The sequence below is a fragment of the Glutamicibacter sp. BW77 genome (assembly GCF_002332285.1).
GTDB lineage: Bacteria > Actinomycetota > Actinomycetes > Actinomycetales > Micrococcaceae > Glutamicibacter > Glutamicibacter bergerei.
The window spans coordinates 1-20,065 of the sequence record NZ_NRGT01000084.1; the positions used below are offsets into that span (position 1 = coordinate 1).

A 20,065-nucleotide genomic window follows, 5' to 3' on the forward strand; every position below is an offset into this window, starting at 1 on the left:
TGCTGCCCAGGACCCCCTTTTGGCCTTTTGCGCGAGGGCTACTCGCCAGCTCCCGACGAGTCATTTTCAAGAACGTGGTCCGACACCTTAGAAAGCGCGCGCTCAAGTGCAGCCCGCAGGATCACCGGTACGGTGATTTCCTCTGCCAGAGTCAGTAGGCCTTCGCGTTCAAAGGTGCGCAGGATGATTTCAACCTGTGGGACCGCGACCTCAAGGCTCGAAATGAGGTGGTGTTGCTCAACCGGCAGGTCGTCTTCGGAGGGGATGTGCAAAGCAAATTCGGTCCGCGGCGGCTTCGAAGAGGCAGCGTGGGTGAGAAGTCCGGCGACCATCTCCGCAACCTGGGCCTGTCCGGGGGTCTGCAAGGTATTGATCAGCACATGCGAGTAGATGATCTCGGCGAGCAGTTCCTTGATCAGACGAGCGCCAGCTCCGCTGGATGCAAGGAGTGCCTCGCGAAGTGAATCGGTCGGTACAGCCTGCGGTGAGCTGTAGCGAAGCATGGCAGTGCCGATAAAGGCATCCCAGTAAGCGGCCAAGCGGGGAATTGATGCCAAGTCCGCTACCACGGTTCCGTCTTCGGGCTCCCACGGATTCGCTTCTGGTGTACTGGATTCATCAACGGTGACCATGAGGCCCAGAGCTTCTGCTGCTTCTTGGAGCGTTTGCCCACTGATCATTCCTGTTGGATCACTCGGCTTGCCTTCGCCGACCCATTCAATCAGTTCACGTGCAGCATAAACGAATGGCATGGATTCTAAGACCGAGTTGGCTTCCTCGTCGTCCATGAATGGAACAACGATGGGTGAATCGCCGGCCATGCGAGAGAGAAACTCAAAAACTTCCTTGAATTCCTCAACGCTGCCGCCAAAATTCGCGGTGGTGCCCAAGAAAGTTAGGTAGTGCTTGAGGATGGCGGCGCTAGCCTCGGAGACTTCTTTGCCTATGGAAGCTAGGTGCCCCAGCTGTTCACCAAGAATGGTGGGGTCCAATGTGGTGACATCTACGCTCTTGCGTAGTTGTGCATGAGCGACCAACAAGGTGGTGAGACCTTCCAAGCCGGCGCGTGTTTCGCTTGATGGTTGGTCGTCAGCTTGAAAGTGGCGGAATAGCTGAGATTTGAACGGCTGTAAGGCCTGTCGAACTTCAGATTCAAACGGTGCGCTACTAGCCCCAGCTTGGCGTGCTGGATGGCCCGAGGAGGCCTTTTTCTTGGCGGGCTTGCGTGATGCCATGATCTGTTGTTGTTCCTTCGCTAAACGGGAAAAGGTCGTCACTTCCAGTCTACGCAGGACGCTCAAATCGACGTTGTTCAGTGGGAGCCAGCGTAATCGCGAGCCGGGGATAGCAAGGGGATACTTTCAAAGACCCGTATTTTCTACGGCAAAAAGTGAGAATTGCAGTTAAAAATACAAGTCACACAGATATGTGGTCGCCGTCACCGTTGAATCCTCAGTGCTCGTTGATTTTCCCTGCAGTTCGCGCGACAGTGAAGACATAAGGCTCTTTTGATGAGCTATAAAAGTCTTTTGAGGAGAGTAGCCCATGACGGTAACACCAGCACCGGATCATGTCGTAATTGTTGGTGCCGGATTCGTCGGATTGTCGACGGCTTGGTACCTGCAGGAAGCCGGCGTCAAAGTTACCGTAGTGGACCGTGGTGGTGTGGCTTCGGGTTCGTCGTGGGGAAATGCGGGCTGGTTGACTCCGGCATTGACCTTGCCTATCGCAGAACCATCAATCTTCTCTAATGGTTTGAAGATGATGTTTGACCCGGCCTCACCCCTATATATTCCGTTGAAGGCTGATGGAAAGCTCCTGCGCTTCCTTCTTGGTTTCACCTGGCACTCCACTCCTAAAAAGTGGGAAGAAGCCATGCGTATTTACTCCGAAATTGGTACCCACGGGTTGGATGCTTTTGACGAGATTGCCGAAGGCACCTCGGCTGGTCCTGGTGTGGCAGAAAAAACCAAGCCAGCAGATCCTTTTCTTACCGGTTTCACCTCGTTCAAGGACCGCGATGCGCTCCTGCATGAATTCGAGATGATTCAGAAGACCGGTGGTTCCGTGGACTATGAGTTGCTAAGCGGTGATGAACTACGCGCTATCGAGCCGACTCTCTCCAATAATGTTGCAGCTGGCGTAGCGATCAAAAACCAGCGCTACCTCAACCCACCAAAGTTCATGGAATCACTGGCCGAATCCGTTGTGGCCCGGGGTGGAGACATCATCGGGTCGTTCAACGTCACCGATGTGCGCGATAACGGTGGATCGGTGACCGTTATTGGCTCCGAGGGACGGGCGATCACCGCAGATCATGTGGTGATGGCTACCGGTGCATGGATGACCGATCTGGCTAAGAAGTTTGGTGTTAACGTGGTGGTCCAAGCGGGCCGCGGCTACTCGTTCACGGTTGAGCCAGAAAGCATGCCAACGCACCCGATTTACTTCCCTTCCCAGCGCGTTGCTTGCACGCCATTGGGGGATCGGTTCCGCATTGCCGGAACGATGGAGTTCCGCGACGTGAACCACAAACTGGAGCCAAAGCGCATCGAAGCAATTGTCGCCGCTGCAGCACCGGTATACCAAGGAATCAATTGGGAAAACCGCAAAGAAGAGTGGGTGGGAGGACGCCCATGCACCGCCGACGGCATGCCGTTGGTTGGACAGACCTCCTCTCCACGCGTCTCGGTGGGCGGTGGCCATGGCATGTGGGGTGTTGCGCTAGGCCCATTGACCGGCAAGATCCTCGCCGAGCAGATTACCGGGCAGGCCGTTTCCACCTTGGCGCGTCACTTCAACCCTTTGCGTAAGGGTTTCTAACCCCGCGCAAACATCTGATCGCTGAGGGCTCGGTTTTTCATTGTTGATCGATGATAAACCGAGCCTTTTGCATTGCGATTTTAGGTCCGGTAATTCCTGGAGCCTACTAGCGGGAACTGTACAGAACAGCGTGGACTTACAACCGGGGCTTTCGAAACCGCAAGTGATGGCGCAAAATCTTCAATGGTATTGCTACGACTCATTGAAGACTAGGCAGTTGGTTCCCAGCGTTCACGGAGCCAACCGATGGTCGCTTCACCCTGTGCTTGTTGGAAACTGCGTAGGGTGGGCAGACCAGACGGCGCGGGCTGCCGAGCACCATCTATGAAATATCCGGACATCCCGGCAAGAAACCCATCAATATTTTCTGCCGATAGCCCTACGAAAACTGGGTGGGTACCCAGGACGGATGCTACATCGAACCCGGCGTCATGCAAGCGCACATTTATGAGTACCGATAACGCATCAAACCATGGAGCCCCAATACACGCCCAAGGCCAATCGACGATGTAGGCGCCTTCTTCGGTCAGCAAAAGATTGTCTGAACGAATGTCTGAGTGCACCAAAGACTGCCCTTCGAGGCAAGATAATCCGGTGCGCGCACTGCCCTGAAGTCGCGGGAGATGATCAGCAATCCACGGATCTAAGTTCGATGGCATATCGATGTCGATGCGGTCCCACCCGGTGAACTCAGCAGCCACCTCGGTGTGCAACGCGGGCAGATGAGTCAAAGTGCTCGGTACCGGATGGCTTCCTAATACATGCAACGAATCGAGTACCCGTTCAAGTTCGACACGTGTCCACGGTGTCTTGGGATGGGAGCCCGGAATATCTTCAAGGACCAGTGCCACCCAGCCCTGTTTGTCATATGATCCTAGGTACTTCGGGACCGGCAATCTTCCGGGTAGTAGGGCAGAGATCTTCGCTTCGGCTCGAAGCAGCCGCGGCGTGACAGCATTTAGTGAGGTACCGACGGCTTTAACAAACGCCCTACGTCCGTCGGCGGTACGCACCCTGTCGGCCGTGCCAGGAGAAAACCCGCCTTGCTGGCCGTGCGCTTCAACGACCGGTGAGCCAAGTATGACTTCAACCGCATTACGGACATGTTCAGGAAGCTGCGCCCAGCTGATTCGCGGTGTCCACAGAGTATTCACGCTGCGATCCTTCTTTCACTGGGGCTTCGAGTTTAGCGGGCTCATTGTTTCCATAGGCCTTGTTCAACTAGGCATGACGAGACGAATCATTGGCAAGAATTGATTTGTAACCTTCGCGGTAACTTGGGAAACGTGGAATGAAACCCGACGCTAGAAGCCGCGCATTATTTAGTCGACGGTCCGAGGCGTTTCGCGACGCTGGAGGTTCCGTTGAGATTTCGGGGATTTTTGAGCCAAGTTCCTCGGCGAGGAAGCGATAAACGTCTGCGAGTTGCGCTGGTTCGCTGTCGGTAGCCAAATACAGTGCTTCGGCCTTTTGGTCTAGCGAAGCCACATGGACGATGGCTTGGGCAAGATCGTCGCGGTGAATCCGGTTAGTCCAGTGAGACTGCGTCGGTAGCTGGGCCGAACCTGAACGCACCAGATCGATCAGTCTGGTGCGTCCCGGCCCATAAATTCCTGGAGCGCGCAGAATTGTCAGTGGCAAACCACTTGCGGCCAGCAACGTCTCGGTATCGGCGAGCACCTGCGCGGTAGGACGGGCCGGTGCAAGGGGCGCGGTCTCATTGACCAGTTGCCCCTCGGAACCGCCAAGGACCGCCGAAGAGGACACATAAATGAGTCGTTTGAGGCGTGGGCAGGAGACTTTTAAAGTATCAATTAATCGGTGCGCTGTATGCAGATAGCCTCGCTCATATCCGGTCACATCACGGGTGGCAGGTACCGGGGTGAAGAGGACAAGATCAGTTTCTGGATCAATCTGAGGCCAAGAATCCGCTTTGAGTAGGTCGACGTTATATCCGGTGAAGACCGCCGGGAGCTTCGAGCTATCACGACGCCACGCGGTGACTTGATGTCCGGCGGCATGAAAGCGTAGTCCTGCCTCGGTCGCGACATCTCCACAACTGATCAAAAGTATTTTCATCTGGCACCTCCAACGTAGCGAGACACCCGAAACGGTGCCTTCCTTCTAACCATAAAGCGTGACGTGGCGCGCGTTAAACGTGAAGAAGCCGAAGGTGCAACACAAAACTCGATAAATCGATAAAATAGGGTGGTTGTATGCCTTTGGCCGCCGGTCGAATGATCGCGGGGTGCGGGTAAAAAGCCGAATCGGGCGGATTGGCTCAAAACGATCACCATAAGGGGTGTAAGAAGATTCGTTCTTCAATTTTTCGTAAGGTCCATCCAGGCACGGCAGTCCTTGAAATTCTGATGGTTGCGGCACTAGTTGTTGTGCTGGTTGCCATTGAACCGACCGGGTGGGATCTATCAGTATATCGCGAAGGTGCGTTGACGCTATTGCGTGAACCCGAAGCCCTTTATGGGCCGTTCGTGGGTCCGGTGAATTCGCCTGGGCTACCGTTTACGTACCCGACATTTGCGGCTATTTTGTTCTTGCCGATGGCATTTTTCCCCTACTGGGTATCGGTTACGCTCACCATGGCTGCCTCGATTATCCTGACTTTTTTTGTTGCCAAAGACTTGGCCACACGAGTGGCGGGAAAATGGCCTGCACTTGATTCGGTGCTCACGCCGCTGACCTTGACCAGCTTAATGCTGATGTCGGCTCCCTTCCGCGACACCGTATGGTTTGGACAGATCAACATCTTGATTCTCGGTGCCTGTTACCTCACCTTCGTGCGTTACAAGTCGTTGATGCCGTTTGTGATTGCCGTAGGAATCTGTGCCGGGATCAAGCTGACGCCGATCGCGTTTTTGATCCTGCCCTTTGCCATGCGTAAATGGCGTGCGATGTTCGTTGGAATTGCTACTTTTATAGGCACCCAGCTTGTAGGCCTAATTTTCCAGACACAGAACACCTTGGACTATTGGCTGGACGTGGTGCAGGATCCATCGCGGGTAGGAAACGTGGGGTATATCGACAACGTATCTCTGCAAGGACTGCTTGAGCGGCTGAACGCACCATCCTTGGTGTGGCTCATCTTGGCGCTCGGTGTAGGGCTTTCTTTTGTTGCCCTGCTGTGGAAACTCTATGGGCACCAAAAACCTGTGGTGTTGCTCGGCATTGCTTCCGCCTGCCCCTTGCTTGTATCCCCGGTGAGCTGGTCCCATCACTGGGTCTGGTTGCCGGTCATCACGTTTGCGTGGGTTGTCGTAGCGTTGGAGCTCAAGCCGGTACTGCGACGCACGATGTTCGGTGCGTTGGCTCTGAGCTACCTGATTCTGTCGATTGGCTCTAAACAAATTGTGGCTTTTGCCGGATATTTCCCGGATGGAGAACTGCCCGCCTGGTGCTATGTATTACCCGCGGTGCCGGTGCTCACCCAACTCTTATGCCTTGTGATTGCTCTGGCGAACACCAAAAGAATCGTGAACAGCAAGCCTGTTTCGGCGCCAACCCTCAGCTGAGTTTAGTTATCACACACGCACTGTACAATTCTTAGTATTCGAATGTTTGTTCTAGCTAAGGGTGGTGTCTAGATGCGGGATGCCGAATCAGTGATGCCTCCAGGAGCAGCCCAAGGGCCGGTGCAGGCCGTTTCCGCGATGGGGTTTCCATCCCCAGCGCGTGACTATTTTGATGGCGGGCTGGATCTGAATAGGTTGCTCGTTCATGATCGGGTTGCCACGTTCATCATGCGGGTATCGGGTCACTCGATGCACTCTGCCGGAATTTATGACGGCGATGAGATCATCGTGGACCGTTCCCTGCCGGTTAAACACGGCACCATGATTGTGGTGAGCTTGAACGGGCAGATGCTGGTACGCCGGTGGCAGACAGAGGGCTCACAAGTGGGATTACTCAGCGATGAGTCACCGTTACCGGTGCTCCTCACCGAAGGAGACGAAGTTGAGGTCTTCGGCGTGATCACTAGGTGTCTGCACTATGTCCGCTGAACCGCGAACATCCGGGCACAGTGATCACGTTGCTTTAGTAGACGTGAATAACTTTTATGTCTCTTGCGAACGCATCTTTGACTATTCTTTGCGTAATCGTCCGGTAGTGGTGCTCTCCAATAATGATGGTTGCGTCGTCGCCAGATCACAGGAAGCCAAAGACCTAGGAATAGCCACGGGCGAGCCATTTTTTAAAGTACGCCGCCTCATGGACAGCCACAATCTTGCGGTGCGTTCGAGTAACTACGAGCTATACGGGGATATATCGGCACGGGTGATGGAACTCCTGGGCCGCTTCGGCACCTGGCAGGAAGTGTATTCCATCGACGAATCATTTATCGGCCTTAACGGAACGCTGGAACAAGTCCGTGACACTGCCGTGCAGATCCGCGCCGCAATTACTCAGTCGATCGGGGTGCCGGTCTGCGTAGGGGTATCTGCGACTAAAACCCTTGCTAAATTCTCTAACCACATCGCCAAACACAATCCGTCTATGGACGGAGTGTGCATTGAACAGTTGATGGAGCCGGCGCTGGTATCCAGAATCATGTCGCAGGTTCCCGCCACAGATGTGTGGGGCGTGGGCAAAAAGACCGGTCAAAAATTGACTGGGATGGGTGTTCAAAGCATTGCCCAGCTCAAGGCCACCGACCCGCAACTAATCCGCAGGAAGTTCTCTGTCGTATTGCAACGCACGGTGATGGAGCTCAACGGGCAACGCTGTATCGGGCCGGTGGAAGAGCGTTCGGATAAGGGCCAAGTAATGTTCACCCGTTCCTTCTCCACCCCTGTGCGAACACGTGAAGCGATGGATCAGGTGATGTCCATTTACGCACAGAAAGCAGCAAGCCGTCTGGCCAGCGAAGGCCGTTACGCTAGCTTGCTCACGGTCACCGCAGGAACCAGCCGCTTTGCTACCTCGGCCGCATCATTCCCTAGCGCCCAGATACGACTAGTCAGGCCCACCCGAGATCCAATTGTGCTCACAAAGATCGCAGTAGCAGCGATGAACGAGTTGATGGAGCCAGGAATCGACTACGTCCGTGGCGGAGTGATCCTCTCCGGGCTGAGCGAACACCCCGGAGTCGATGAGCTAGACCTAGGACTACTAGGCTCAACATCGGCTGAAGAATCCGAAAAAGTAAACGTCAGTGATGTCGTGCAGCAGGTCTCCCAACGGTTTGGCGCAAAGGCTATTGGCCTGGGCAGTGCCGGCCTGGCCAAAGCGCCGGAATGGTCTATGAAGCGCGAACACATGTCACCGCGCTACACCAGTGACTGGGACGAACTCTTTACCGTGCAAGCATGAAGGTTTTGGTGACACAATAACGTTCATGTCTACTGTGCTGCGTCGAATGGTGGGGCTGAGCTTGCTCGGCACACTTCTACTTAGTGGTTGTACGGCCCCCGCAGAAAACGCGGAACAGCCTACTCCGAGTACTGCCGGGCCAACTCAGCCCAGTTCACCAAACCCCTCGAGCTCCGGATCGGCTATTGAGCCTTCGGCTACAGCCAGCTCGGCCAGCCCCACACAAACGGACCCGGAAGCTGAACTACAACAGCAAGCGGTGGCGCTCGCCGACTCGATGAGCCTATCTGAACAGGCGCGGAGCTTGGTCATGGCGGGTGTCTCGGCAGACGGCGCCTCAGCGGCACACATCGCTTCGCTGAAGAAGTCGGGAATCTCTAATGCTTTCCTTCGTGGCAGGTCGCAGCTCTCGCACTCCAAGATTTCTGGCAGTGTGCGCAAACTCCACGAAGGTTTGGAAACCAACGTTCCCGATGGACTACCTGTCTGGGTAGCCACCGACCAAGAAGGTGGCTTTGTCCGGGTGCTTCAAGGGACCGGATTCACCAAGCTACCCACCGCATTAGAACAGGGTACTTGGTCCAAGAAAAAACTACGGTCGAATATTTCCACGCTCGGTACTGAGTTGTCCGAGGCCGGGATCAACGTCAACCTTGCCCCGGTAGCCGACGTGGTGCCACAGAGTTTGGGCACGGGCAACGCACCTATCGGGAAATTTGGACGGCAGTACGCCGATAATTCCGCGGATGTTGCGTCCGCGATTTTGGTAGTGAACCAAGAACTCAGAGATGCCGGAGTGCACCCGGTGGTCAAACACTTCCCGGGATTGGGCAGAGTAAGCCTGAACACCGATACCCATGCCCAGGTTACCGACACAAAAATCGGGGCGGAAAGCACCGATCTAGAACCTTTTAAGGCCGCCATTGAGCAGGACCTCGCGTGGATCATGATTTCAAACGCCAAATATACGCAACTGGATAAAGACAATGATGCACCTTTTTCAAAGAAAATCATCACCGGCTTGCTGCGTGAAGACTTAGGGTATGAACGCTTGATCATCTCCGATGATCTGTGTGATGCGAAACAGGTTTCCGCGGTGCCGGTAGGACAACGTGCGATTAAATTTGTTCAAGCCGGAGGCACGATGCCTTTATGCGTGGATGAGAATAAGTCGCTGACCATGGCGAGCGCCCTAGCAAAGCAGGCAGCAAAAGATGACAAGCTGGCGGCGCAGGTCCGCGAGGCGGCAACGCTGATTCTGGCCGAGAAGCTTCGCGAGAACTCATAAATTTTGTCTGGCTTGTTGCCGGATAAAGCTATTTTGGGCAAAGAGAAGACCCGGGCGGATCCCTACTCGCTAGGGAACGCCCGGGTCTAGCTTTTTGGTCTGCACGCTTACACGCAGACGCTGAGCTCAGGAAAGATTAGCCTTTTCCTTTGCCTTTCTTATCACCCTTGGTGATGTCCAAGACCTGTGCGCGGTCGCCGGTCTCGTTCTTCTTCTTTCCGAGCTTTCCGGTGCTGTTGTGCAGGTGCAGCAGCAGTGCCTTGGAGGCAACGGATGGATCCGCCACGGTCACCGGAATGTTGGTGCCCTTCAGATCGGTGAAGACGGTGCCCTGAGCCCCAAAATCAACCTGAGGTTCGGCAACGTTGAACTTGACCCAGTCGGTCTGATCCACGGGGATCATCGCGCCCTGATCGTTGGTGTGGTACCAGGAGTAGCTCGAAACACTGTAAGAGATTTCGGCTGAAGTCTCATCCAGTCCCAGTGCGGCAAGTGATACCGGCAGGATCGCTACGTTGGTGTCGAAGCTGTTGGTATCAACATCTCCGAGCACTCCATTGACTGGCTGCAGGTCTACCTGTGCACCGGTCGTCAGGTCGAAGGTGGCTGCTAGGTCAAGGTCGATTCCGTCAAGTGCGGTCGTGAAGGTCACGAAGTCGGCTTTGCCGTCACCGTTGGTATCGATGTTGACGTCCAACTCGGTACCGCCGGCAAGGTGTGCCCAGTTATCCCAGGTGGAGATGCCGATGTTCAGTAGTCCATCGGCCATACCGGTTACCGATGCGGTGCTGGCTGCGCCAACGTGCTGCAAATCCATCGCGCGGGCTGCTGGAACGCTGTCCATCGACTTAGGACCGCGCTCGCTCGAAGCACCAAGTTCAAAGGCACCCAGGAGGGAAGTGACCGAGGTGGCCCCCTCGCCTACACGGATATCCTTACCCTTGAGTTTCAGCTCGGTGGTGTTTGCACCCTTCTTCAGCTTCTTGACTGAAGCGGTCATATCGGCTGCGAGTTTAGGTGCTGCCTGCACTGGAACACGCAAGGTGGGAGCCGTTGAACTGGTCAACTCAACGCGGCCACTAGCATCTGATACCCAGGCGCGGGCCAGACCCTGCTGGGCGGTCTCCATAGTTGGGTCCAAAGTCTTGACCCACTTCTTGGGATCCACCTGCAGAGTAACCTTGACCCGAGTCTTGGCACCTGGTGCCAAGCGCACGCTGTTGCGATCTAACGAAAAGCTGGTGCCAGGAATCTGCGTAGCGGGCACGTAGTTGACCTTGTAGGTCTGGGCCTTGTCGCTGGTGTTCTCTACGGTGATTGAACGTGTGTCGGAGAATTTCTTCTTACCGTCAATTTCAAGGACACCGAAGACCACGCTGGTCAGATCTGCTGCCTTCGAATCGTAGGCAATGGCTGGGGTATCAAGTGCTGCCTTGGCCATGACACGGCCCGAGCCAACACGGTTTGGACCGTAAGCCTCGCCATTAGCCGCAAAAACATCCGCTGCTGCGGTGTTCATGATGGTGCTCTTGGCTTCGGCTGCGGTGAGGTTCTTGCCCTGCATGACCAGTGCTGCCACGCCGGCAACCATTGGGGTAGCCATCGAAGTGCCGGACATGACCGCTGGTCCGTTACCGGTTCCAACGCCAACCGAGCCGATCTGCGTGCCAGGTGCTGCAACGTCGGGCTTTACTACGCCGTTAGAGCCGTGCACGCCTCGTGAGGAGGACGAATTTAAGGTGTCCTTGACGCCTGATTCGCCGGAAGCAGCGCCAACGAAGGAAGCATCTAAGGTGACTTTCAGGTCTCCTGCCTCGGCGGCTGGGCGTAGCTTATTCGAGTAGTCCAAGGTGAACTGTGCACCTGGGATATTCGCGTTGCCTGCGATGCCAGCATCAAAGAGGTTAGTTTCAGCATCTAACAGGACACCGGTGGCACCGGCGGCTTCGGCGTTGTTGAAGCGTGCGCCGGATCCACAAGGGAACTCGCCGTCTTCGCTCCACTGCAGCCAAACCCACTTTCCTTCCAGCGAACCTGATTCAAATTCTGTACAACCAAAAGCGTTGTTGGCCGGAGCCATTACTACGTCACCGCTCAAGTCGGCCGGGTCAGCAGAAGTGTAATTGAAGTTTGACGAGTACTGGCCTGCGGCGGTACCGGCAACATCGTCAGGCGCATCTACTTGGACCTTATCCAAGGTGACCTGGGATCCCACGGTGTTTGCGACGGTCAACGAGGAACGAGAGTTACCAGGTGAGCCGCCAACGTCGGTGACATCACCAGCGTTACCCGAAGCGATGACCGAAAGGATTCCAGCTTCAGAAAGGGCATCGACAATGTCATTTTCTGGGTCTTGAACCGGTGAATGATCCGAGCCGAGGGACATGTTGACCACATCGGCGCGGTCAGAGAAATCTCCGTCACCGTTTGGATCAAGCACGTAGTCCAGTGCCTGCCCCACCACCGAGGATGAACCACCGCAACCGAAGACGCGGATACCAATTAGTTGAGCTTCGGGAGCGGTGCCCGGGCCAACCTTCATTTTGGCGACTTCATCGGCGGTCAGTGAGGAGTAGTCACCTGTGAAGGTGGAACCGTCGGCGTTAACGCCGTAGCCGGCCGCCGAGCCTGCAACGTGCGAACCGTGACCTGCAGCTTCGCAGTCCAGTGGATTCGGGTCTGGGTTAGGGACTGGCTGGTAATCCGGGGCGTCGGGGTCAGCGTTGTAGTCGTCGCCGACAAGATCCCAGCCACCAATGAACTTCTTGCTGTCGATCAATCCGGAATCCGCGGTAGGCAGTTCTTTGGAAGCCTGCGCCTTCTTGTAGCCCTCAATGGTGCCTGGTCCACCAAAGCCTGAGTGGGTGTAGTCAATGCCCGTATCGAGCACTGCGATCTTCACGCCTTCACCGGTAGTATCTAGCGCGGTCCATGCGTCCAACGCTTCGGTGTCAATGACCGCACCGCGGTTAGAAGGAGACTTGGGCACGATGGCGCTGATCTTCGCGACATCTGTACGTTCGGCTAGCGCACGGAGCTCTTTGGCATCACCGGTGAGTGCAACGCCTCTCAATGCGTTGGAAGTTGTGTAGATAACCTCGGATTTAGCTTCCTTGGCCAGCTCTTTACCCTTGGACTTAACCTGGGCACGGACAGATTTAACCTTGTCCTTGTCTTTTTTCTTACCGGACTTTTTGACCTCTTTGTATGCGCCGTCGCCTTCGAGCTGAACGAATACCGAGACCTCGCCGGTGGCCTTGGCTAGTTGCCCGCTGACTTTTAGTCCTGAAAGTGTCTGGCTTTTGACGATGGGCAGTGAGGCTGCATTTTCACCGTCGGACGGTTGGGGGATGTTGGCAGCTGATGCCGGGCCTGTCATTGTGACAGCCAACGCTAAAGCGGTGGCTGAGCCCAAGATGAGCCGCGGCAATCGTGGATTGCGCCGAGTGACCATGATTCTCCTAGCTGAGCTGAAAGCGGGATGCTTTCATGTGAAGATGCAACGGTTTCCACTCACAGCATGAAGGTGCGTATTGAGTGATGACCGGAGCCGACGTCCGCTAAAACGCCGAGTCTCCTACTGTGGAATCTTAGGTGACCCACGTCATATATCAAGGGGTTATTGAATAGTGATCTTTGGGAAAGAAAAGTATTCTGCACTTGCTTCATATTCAAAACCGCGAATCACCAAGCAAAACAGCGCCTACTCAGCACCTAGTGGTCGAGGACTTTTTAGATATTTTTAATCGATTGTTACCAGTGGGTAATGGTTTCATTGCTTAGTCGCGTTCAAATGTGCGCAGAGATCGCGGGGCGGGGTCGTGAATTTAGAAATAGCGGGCGCCACATACTCCGCTAGAGCATGCTGCGCCCGCTAAATGAACTTAAATCAGCTAACTGAAGTGGCGGTTAAACACGGCCGATAAAACTGTTCACTCTTTCGTCGAGCAGTTCGATACGTTCGGCAACAACTACCATCGGGTCAGGGTAAATCGCGTTCTTTGGAGGTGGAATGCGCACATTGGTTGAGCATTCAAAGTTGGAGCAAATCATGGTGCCCAAGGTGTCACCGTCGCGTCCTGGTTGGCCTGCCCGCCGGGTGCTGAACACCCCGACGTAACAAGGAATATTCACGTCTCGGCACATGTCGCACATGGCCAGGCTGCTACGCTTTCGTGTCCCATCTGCTGAACGCAGCAATAGTGCCCGCGTTTGGCCAGCAGCGTTGCTGTGGACAAGATAACCACGCTGTGGCATTTTGGGATCGCGCCATCCAAGGTACTCAAGATTTTCCCAGTCCAACGTCGCAAAATTTTCTGGCAACGTTAGCTTCTTCGTTTCACTGCGAGAGGCATTAACGAAGGCGGAGCGAATGGTTTTTTCTGACAGTGGCTGCAAGGCAGGTCCTTAAAATGTGCTGCGCGCACTCAGGGCGCAGGAAAGTTGTGTGGAAGAAGAATGTCCCATCAGCAACGAATTCACAAAAGGTAGCACAAATAAGCACCAGCAACGCCGGCGGCGTTGGCAGTGGAGTTTTGGAAGCTACCCGTCCGTCGAGGGGACGAACGGGGCAGGTGTCAAAGTGGCTTGCATAGCCGACCTCCCTACCGCGTGCCCGGGCACACAACGTCTTGACAGTGTGAGCTCCAGAGTTAAATCTGGAGTCGTGATCTTTTAATCATAACAAAGGCCACACCCAACCGGATGTGGCCTTTGTCGCTTGCGATATCAGGCGCCTTAGCGCCGGCCGCCCTGCCATAGCGCGTCAAAGGGGGTGTTTCCTGAGACGCGGTTTCGGATACCCTCGGTGACAAAGGCTTTCGCGGTGCGTGCAGCTTCCAACGGAGTTGCACCCTTCGCTAATTCGGCGGTAACCGCGGCGGCCAGTGAGCAGCCGGCTCCGGACACAGCAACTTCGCCGATCTTTTTCTCACGGAGTACTTCGAGCGTGGTTCCGTCGTAGAAGACGTCAATAGCGTCCTCGCCGGCAATGCGTACGCCGCCCTTGGCGAGTACGGCTGCCCCCGAAATCTCATGGATTTTCTTGGCAGCGGCAATGAGGTCATCCTCGTTATCGATCGAAAGCCCGGAGAGCTGTTCGGCTTCGAAGTGATTCGGGGTGACGAAGCTAGCCAATGGAAGCAACGTCGATTTCAGGGCCTGGTCAGTATCTAACGCATGGCCTGGCTCCTGACCCTTACAAATCAACACTGGGTCAAGAAGTACGTTGTTCCATTTCTGGGACTGCAACGCGGTGGCGACGGTGTTGATCGTGGCTGGCGAGCCCATCATGCCGAGCTTGACAGTGCCAAGCTGACCTTCGTAACAGGTCTGAATGGCTTCGAGCTGATCTGCAATGACCTGCTGATCTACTGGAACGAAGCGGTGGTTCCAAGAGTCCTTTGGATCAAAGGAAACGATGCATGTCAGCGCAACAATGCCGAAGGTGCCGAGCTCCTGAAAGGTTTTCAGATCTGCTTGCGCTCCGGCGCCTCCGGTTGCTTCCGAACCGGCAATAGTCAAGGTCAGGGCTGGGCCTGAGGTATTTGATGAAGTAGTCATAGTCCCATTTGAAGATAGTACGGAATGTATTGGTGTTTAGCTTTGCTGCCAGATGCTGATACTAGTAGCTTTTGACCAGCCCTCGGTCATCGAACCCAGCTGGTCCGCACTAGCAACGAGCAAAATCCACGGCAGTCCGTGACTGTAGGCAGCCCCGGCAAAGTTTGCAAGTACCGCACGACGTACCAAGTCCGGATTGGTTGGCGCCTGCAAATCAGGGTCTGAAAGAAGCCCATAAGTTGATCCGTAATGCATGCGTCCACGGGCTACCGGGCGGTCGAATTCAGCGACTTCCACGACGTCGTAATTGTCCATGGGCGCTTCAAAAACGCTTGAGGTTTCCGCGAGTTTGACTACCTGCTCAACATCATCTGGTTTTGCAGCCAGCAGATTCATCGCGGAAGTTTCATTCCAGCCTGCCGCTTTAAGCGATTCTGCAACCTCCGTATTTGGTGCCCCGAGCAAGATCAGACGACGGTACTCGCTACTTGGGCTCCAACCGCTGGTCGGCCAATAACGTAGAAGTTCCGGGTCTTCACCATTGATGTCAACGGAGCGTAGCTGACCGGTACTCGGGAATGTGGCAATGCGATCGCGGAGCAGGGCATAACTCTCGGTCCACTGCGGCAGGGGAGTCGCGTTTCCGCTCATAGTGACATTAGCTCCTAAACACCTTGAAAATAATGGATCGGTACCTTCGACTTTACGCCTTAAAGATCGTGAATATGCAACGGCGAAGCCCGCGTGCTGATAGGTACTTATCGTGAGCTAGCGCAGGGTCTATTGCGCAAGGGGCAGGTAGCTGGGAAGACCCGTGTGCGCCTACGGAAATGGTAGCTAAGAGGCTTTGGCTTTGCTGGACCGATGTTCATAGGCAGATTCAACGGTCGAGGTTGTTCGTTCCTGTATGGAACTCGCACCTGAATCCATTAGGGAGAGCACATCTTCAAAGAGCGAACGTACTACCGGCAGTCGGCAGAGGATGGCGAATTTGCCAATAACCGGGGCTATGCTGCGCATCAGCGCACGTGAACGGCGCTGATTGGGAGAACTGTCGTAGGCCCAAGTCGAAAAGATCTGCCGTGACAGCAGCCAGAGAAATCGGGGTAAATCACGCCGGATTGCCAGCGGGGGAAGCGGACGTGCTCCAACAACAACGCTTTCCCATAAAGTCATCTCGATCTGTGTGAGTTCGCTATTTTCGAGGTCTCTTGAGAGTAAAACCTTGAGAAAGGATGGCCCGAAATCGTGGTATTTCTCCATCACCTGCACGCTGGCGTCGAAGGCAATGCGGATATTCGCCTCTAAGGTGTTGCCTTCGTCGAGTTGTGCACTGCATAACTCAAATTGCTCGGTCCGCAGCGCGATGAGCAGTTCAAGAACTATGTCTTCTTTTGACCCGAAGTAGTAATAAGCGTGTGAAAGTGAAACTCCGGCACGCAGCGCGATAGCACGCATGCTGGCGGCCTGATATCCGTCTTCGGCAAACGCGTCCAAAGCCGTGCGCAGTAGTTTGGCTTTGGTTTGTTGTCCTTTGCCGGTGCGTGGCTGATTCAGCGGAGTTGGCTGGCTAAGAGTTCCCATACTCTATTGAGTGTATCTAAATATTGAACGCGTTCAAAAAGCTCTCCAATTTGCTGCAAATGATGCGGGTCGAGTCACGACCATTTTTCTTTCCTCGAATTCATATTTTGAAGAGTGCAAGGTGAGATGGAAGATTAAGTATTTTGTGCTTCAATAAACCTAGTTACCGTGAAGTAGGTCACTGGAGTGGGTTGAGGTCTTCATGGGATACTTACTAGGTAAGTGCTAATACAGCGGGACAGCGCTCCGGCACATCATGACAGGTCAGCAAACTATTGTTGATTAATCAGGTGTCGGTCCATGCGGAGTCTTGGCGAACCACTTTTAACGAGGAAATTTTTATGGGCGAACCGAACGCCAAACCAATAAGTACCCGAGCCTCCAAAGCGATATTTGCCAGCGCCGGATCTCCATATTTTTCTGCAGTGCTCGCGCTCATGGGCGCCATAGTCATACTCTCCAATATCGGAGCCTCAAAGGGCGTGACTATCGGGCCGTTCATCACCGATGGCGGTTTCTTCCTTTTTCCCCTGGCCTACATTCTTGGCGATGTGATTTCGGAAGTCTATGGGCTCAAAGCTGCTAGGTGGTCTATCCTGGTCACGTTTGTACTAGCGTTCTTTGCGGTGTTCGCCTTTTGGATCATGATTCAGTTGCCGTCGGCCGAATTTTACGACGGGCAAGAAGCTCTCGAACGTACGCTAGGACCTATCTGGCAGATTGTTCTGGCATCAGGCTTGGGCTTTCTCGTCGGACAGCTGGCCAACTCGTGGGTCTTGGTCCGTATGAAGCAACGATTTGGCGAACGTGGACTGGTAGGCAGGCTCATCGGGTCAAGTGGTGTCGGAGAATTCCTTGATACCTTGATTTTTTGTGCCGTGGCGGCACCTGTCATCGGAATCACCGATATGCCTAACTTCATCAACTATGTAGTGGTCGGATTCGTCTACAAGACGGCGGTGGAAATCATCTTTGTACCGGTCACTTCGCTAGTAATTCGTTGGTTCAAGAAGCGTGAACCAAGTTATGCAGCACCCGCACCAGGTGTCTAAACTCGATTTTCAATCAGCAGTTAGGATGACAGCCAAGTAACCTCGTGCTCGCTAAGCTAAATAAATGAGCTCAGGCGACAGGCAAATCGAAACCGACGAACTGCTGATTGGCTATGCAGGGCAGGCTCTTTGTGAACCAATTAGTTTCTCCGTGCAAACCGGAGTCGGGTTGGGGATTATCGGTCCAAACGGGAGCGGTAAATCGAGCCTCATTCGAACCGTGTTAGGACTGCAACCAGCGGTTTCCGGGACTGTCATTTATTGTGGTTCCCCCTTAGATGAAGGTTCGGCGCGGTTTCGTCAGGCAGTCGCCGTCCAGGTCACCGACGGTGTGTTTTTTGAAGAATTGACGGTGGCTGAACATCTTGAAATGGTGGCCCGTGGTCATCGGATCAAAGCGTGGCAGGCAGCGGTCGACAACGAGCTAGAATTTTTTGAACTCACTGAAGTGACGCAGCATCTACCTCAGGAGTTATCGTCTGGCCAACGGCGCAAACTACTGTTGGCGGCCGCCTTGATCCGCCCGGCGAGCTTACTCATCTTGGATGAACCGGAGCAACGGCTAGACCAGCGCATTCGAACTAAGCTCTATCGAAGGCTTCGTCAATTGCGTGCCAAACAGGTAACCCTGCTCGTGGTTACCCACGACCCCCAGCTGATTCGTGAATGTCTTGACGAAGTAGTGCTGTTGGATGGCGATCAGGTGCAAACGATTGACGCGCAGTCAGGGGCGTTGTGGCTTGAACGCTAAACGAGCCTCCGAGGTAGAACAAACCTATGACCCCAGAGAACTGATCCGCACAGTCAAGAAACTTCGGGATCGCTCAGCCCGCATCGACGCATTCTCCGATGGGTATATCTGGGTGCTGTTAGCGGTTGTCGCACTGGTCTATTTGTTTAGCGCACTTTCCGGGGTGATCTTCGCGCTGCAAGGTGCAGCGGGAAATGCAACGCGACTGCCCAGCGCCGTCTGGGATTTACAGGAACTGACGGTGGCCCTACTCCCAGTCATGCTGCTGAGTTGTTTTAGGGGACTATTATATCTGGGCCCCTGTGGTCTGCGGCCCGACAAAGCCGCCTGGTGGTTACCACTAGCGGTGGATCTCAGAGGGATACGAAAACGTTCATTTTATAATGCACTCATCCTCGGCGCTCTGCTCAACAGCTTTATCGGAATCTTGTGGCTGGCAGGCCTCTTTACTCTTTCTGGTCGTTTTGAAGTTCAGGTGTTCTTCTTTGGTTTAGTTTTCTTCGCCGTGACGGGAACTTTGCTCAGCGCGATTGCAACTCATGCGCAAATAGCTGCGCAGGCGCGGGTAGTACGCAGAATCTGCCGTCTGCTCTTGACGCTCTTTGCTATGGGACTGAGCATTTCGTGGAGCCTGTTACTAACTGAGAACGCATGGGCCCAAGGTGCTTATGGGCTGCTTGGAGACCTGGCCTTTGACCAAGGTTTCTGGGCCTCTGGCTGCGTGGGGGCACTGCTGCTGGCAACCATAGTTATTTGGCAGGCAACGCGCAAAATAGACCAAGTGAAGGCCAATAGCCTACGACTGGCGGGGCAGAAACAGAATGAGCTTGTCGGTTCTTTGGCTCAAATGGAATTGAGCGGGATGCTACCGGCTACAGAATCCGTAGGTCCCCGATCAAGAAATTCTTGGCATCGGCCGTTGCGCCACCTGCCAGTGGTTCTCCAGATTCTTCTATTGCGATATCTGCGCGGAGGATATTGGCGTGCACCAGGAAACTTGGTATTGCTGACTGTCGCACTGGTTTTAGCGGTACGTTCCATCGCTAACACACTGGCAGTGACCGGATTTTTTGTGTTGCTGTTATGGGTGCTGACGGAGAGCTTCGGCCGGTTGAACCGCCCACTGGCCAGCGCGCCAGGGTTGGCACAGATGTTGAGCCAGCCGCGCACCGCCTTAGTCCGCCCGGCCATTGGATTCACGCTCTGCATGATTCTCGTAATTTTGAGCATCTGTTCGTTGCTTCCGTTAGCACTAGGCATGATCCCCACAGCGAACCTTGGATTTTGGGTCCTTGGCGTATTGGTGGCCGCCAGCGGTACGAGTGCTGCTGCCTGGGGCCGAGCCACGCGTGGAGAACGTGACTGGGAAGCACTGATTCTTGGTGCCAGCAATGAGATAAACACCGGTTCGCTGATGCTTATCGAACTCAGGTATTTCCTCCAAGCGGTAGCCTCGGGGCTGCCCCTGATCCTACTGTTGCTAACACCAGTCTCAACCGTGCCATGGGGAATCTGGGCGTTCGGATTGCTGTGCGCTTACCCGGGCTACGCGGCGCTGCGACGAGCCGGTGAATCAGCAACCTCACATCCGGTAACTAACGGCCAATAAAGCGCAACGGCGGGTATCGATGATTACTAAATTTCATCGATACCCGCCGTTATCAAAGAATGCAGTTAAAA

Annotated in this window: 16 protein-coding genes; 8 read left to right on the forward strand and 8 right to left on the reverse strand. The window is 54.6% G+C overall.

Annotated elements, in window-relative coordinates; all coding sequences use genetic code 11:
• Positions 1 to 38: 38 nt before the first annotated feature.
• On the reverse strand, positions 39 to 1,235 hold the full coding sequence (locus tag CIK74_RS16785; protein WP_096257513.1) for a hypothetical protein: 1,197 nt from the start codon (positions 1,233 to 1,235) through the stop codon (positions 39 to 41).
• A gap of 310 nt (positions 1,236 to 1,545) precedes the next feature.
• Here CIK74_RS16785 and CIK74_RS16790 point away from each other — a divergent pair, with 310 nt between their 5' ends.
• On the forward strand, positions 1,546 to 2,823 hold the full coding sequence (locus tag CIK74_RS16790; RefSeq protein ID WP_096257515.1) for an FAD-dependent oxidoreductase: 1,278 nt from the start codon (positions 1,546 to 1,548) through the stop codon (positions 2,821 to 2,823).
• Between the two features lie 209 nt (positions 2,824 to 3,032).
• Here the strand turns inward: CIK74_RS16790 and CIK74_RS16795 are convergent, their stop codons facing one another.
• Positions 3,033 to 3,977: an aminoglycoside phosphotransferase family protein gene (locus CIK74_RS16795; protein WP_096257517.1), complete on the reverse strand. Its 945-nt coding sequence runs from the start codon at positions 3,975 to 3,977 to the stop codon at positions 3,033 to 3,035.
• Positions 3,978 to 4,044: 67 nt separating this feature from the next.
• Complete coding sequence (locus tag CIK74_RS16800) at positions 4,045 to 4,902, reverse strand: NAD(P)H-binding protein (protein WP_096257519.1); 858 nt, start codon at positions 4,900 to 4,902, stop codon at positions 4,045 to 4,047.
• Positions 4,903 to 5,192: 290 nt separating this feature from the next.
• On the opposite strand from CIK74_RS16800, the gene CIK74_RS16805 reads away from it, so the two are divergent.
• From CIK74_RS16805 to CIK74_RS16820, 4 genes are all read left to right on the forward strand, one after another.
• Entirely contained in the window at positions 5,193 to 6,350 is a 1,158-nt protein-coding gene (locus CIK74_RS16805) for a glycosyltransferase 87 family protein (RefSeq protein ID WP_096257521.1), read from the forward strand.
• Between the two features lie 72 nt (positions 6,351 to 6,422).
• Positions 6,423 to 6,839 (forward strand): translesion error-prone DNA polymerase V autoproteolytic subunit, encoded by a 417-nt coding sequence (gene umuD, locus CIK74_RS16810; protein ID WP_096257523.1) that lies wholly within the window; start codon positions 6,423 to 6,425, stop codon positions 6,837 to 6,839.
• Positions 6,829 to 8,148, forward strand: a complete 1,320-nt coding sequence (locus CIK74_RS16815) for a Y-family DNA polymerase (protein WP_096257525.1) — start codon at positions 6,829 to 6,831, stop codon at positions 8,146 to 8,148. Before umuD ends, CIK74_RS16815 begins: the two co-directional genes overlap by 11 nt.
• A gap of 25 nt (positions 8,149 to 8,173) precedes the next feature.
• Entirely contained in the window at positions 8,174 to 9,436 is a 1,263-nt protein-coding gene (locus CIK74_RS16820) for a glycoside hydrolase family 3 N-terminal domain-containing protein (protein WP_096257527.1), read from the forward strand.
• A gap of 136 nt (positions 9,437 to 9,572) precedes the next feature.
• On the opposite strand, the gene CIK74_RS16825 is transcribed toward CIK74_RS16820, so the two are convergent.
• The 5 genes from CIK74_RS16825 to CIK74_RS16845 all read right to left on the reverse strand — a co-directional run bounded on the left by CIK74_RS16825 (position 9,573) and on the right by CIK74_RS16845 (position 16,582).
• Complete coding sequence (locus CIK74_RS16825) at positions 9,573 to 12,890, reverse strand: S8 family serine peptidase (protein WP_096257529.1); 3,318 nt, start codon at positions 12,888 to 12,890, stop codon at positions 9,573 to 9,575.
• Positions 12,891 to 13,345: 455 nt separating this feature from the next.
• On the reverse strand, positions 13,346 to 13,834 hold the full coding sequence (locus CIK74_RS16830; protein ID WP_096257531.1) for an FBP domain-containing protein: 489 nt from the start codon (positions 13,832 to 13,834) through the stop codon (positions 13,346 to 13,348).
• A 339-nt stretch (positions 13,835 to 14,173) separates the two neighbouring features.
• On the reverse strand, positions 14,174 to 14,998 hold the full coding sequence (locus CIK74_RS16835; RefSeq protein WP_096257532.1) for a hydroxymethylpyrimidine/phosphomethylpyrimidine kinase: 825 nt from the start codon (positions 14,996 to 14,998) through the stop codon (positions 14,174 to 14,176).
• A 36-nt stretch (positions 14,999 to 15,034) separates the two neighbouring features.
• Complete coding sequence (locus CIK74_RS16840) at positions 15,035 to 15,649, reverse strand: hypothetical protein (protein ID WP_096257533.1); 615 nt, start codon at positions 15,647 to 15,649, stop codon at positions 15,035 to 15,037.
• Positions 15,650 to 15,835: 186 nt separating this feature from the next.
• Positions 15,836 to 16,582, reverse strand: a complete 747-nt coding sequence (locus tag CIK74_RS16845) for a TetR/AcrR family transcriptional regulator (protein ID WP_096257534.1) — start codon at positions 16,580 to 16,582, stop codon at positions 15,836 to 15,838.
• Positions 16,583 to 16,923: 341 nt separating this feature from the next.
• Here CIK74_RS16845 and CIK74_RS16850 point away from each other — a divergent pair, with 341 nt between their 5' ends.
• From CIK74_RS16850 to CIK74_RS16860, 3 genes are all read left to right on the forward strand, one after another.
• Positions 16,924 to 17,634, forward strand: a complete 711-nt coding sequence (locus CIK74_RS16850) for a queuosine precursor transporter (RefSeq protein ID WP_096257535.1) — start codon at positions 16,924 to 16,926, stop codon at positions 17,632 to 17,634.
• 64 nt (positions 17,635 to 17,698) lie between these two features.
• Positions 17,699 to 18,385, forward strand: coding sequence for an ABC transporter ATP-binding protein (locus tag CIK74_RS16855; protein WP_096257536.1), 687 nt, complete (start codon positions 17,699 to 17,701; stop codon positions 18,383 to 18,385).
• Positions 18,375 to 19,994, forward strand: a complete 1,620-nt coding sequence (locus CIK74_RS16860) for a hypothetical protein (protein WP_096257537.1) — start codon at positions 18,375 to 18,377, stop codon at positions 19,992 to 19,994. Before CIK74_RS16855 ends, CIK74_RS16860 begins: the two co-directional genes overlap by 11 nt.
• The last annotated feature ends 71 nt before the right edge of the window (positions 19,995 to 20,065 follow it).

What these genes read in the sequence shown, in the direction of transcription:
- CIK74_RS16785 (WP_096257513.1), bottom strand. Translation starts at nt 1,235, where the DNA reads ATGGCATCACGCAAGCCCGCCAAGAAAAAGGCCTCCTCGGGCCATCCA.
- CIK74_RS16790 (WP_096257515.1), top strand. Translation starts at nt 1,546, where the DNA reads ATGACGGTAACACCAGCACCGGATCATGTCGTAATTGTTGGTGCCGGA.
- CIK74_RS16800 (WP_096257519.1), bottom strand. Translation starts at nt 4,902, where the DNA reads ATGAAAATACTTTTGATCAGTTGTGGAGATGTCGCGACCGAGGCAGGA.
- CIK74_RS16805 (WP_096257521.1), top strand. Translation starts at nt 5,193, where the DNA reads ATGGTTGCGGCACTAGTTGTTGTGCTGGTTGCCATTGAACCGACCGGG.
- umuD (WP_096257523.1), top strand. Translation starts at nt 6,423, where the DNA reads ATGCGGGATGCCGAATCAGTGATGCCTCCAGGAGCAGCCCAAGGGCCG.
- CIK74_RS16815 (WP_096257525.1), top strand. Translation starts at nt 6,829, where the DNA reads ATGTCCGCTGAACCGCGAACATCCGGGCACAGTGATCACGTTGCTTTA.
- CIK74_RS16820 (WP_096257527.1), top strand. Translation starts at nt 8,174, where the DNA reads ATGTCTACTGTGCTGCGTCGAATGGTGGGGCTGAGCTTGCTCGGCACA.
- CIK74_RS16825 (WP_096257529.1), bottom strand. Translation starts at nt 12,890, where the DNA reads ATGGTCACTCGGCGCAATCCACGATTGCCGCGGCTCATCTTGGGCTCA.
- CIK74_RS16835 (WP_096257532.1), bottom strand. Translation starts at nt 14,998, where the DNA reads ATGACTACTTCATCAAATACCTCAGGCCCAGCCCTGACCTTGACTATT.
- CIK74_RS16840 (WP_096257533.1), bottom strand. Translation starts at nt 15,649, where the DNA reads ATGAGCGGAAACGCGACTCCCCTGCCGCAGTGGACCGAGAGTTATGCC.
- CIK74_RS16845 (WP_096257534.1), bottom strand. Translation starts at nt 16,582, where the DNA reads ATGGGAACTCTTAGCCAGCCAACTCCGCTGAATCAGCCACGCACCGGC.
- CIK74_RS16850 (WP_096257535.1), top strand. Translation starts at nt 16,924, where the DNA reads ATGGGCGAACCGAACGCCAAACCAATAAGTACCCGAGCCTCCAAAGCG.
- CIK74_RS16855 (WP_096257536.1), top strand. Translation starts at nt 17,699, where the DNA reads ATGAGCTCAGGCGACAGGCAAATCGAAACCGACGAACTGCTGATTGGC.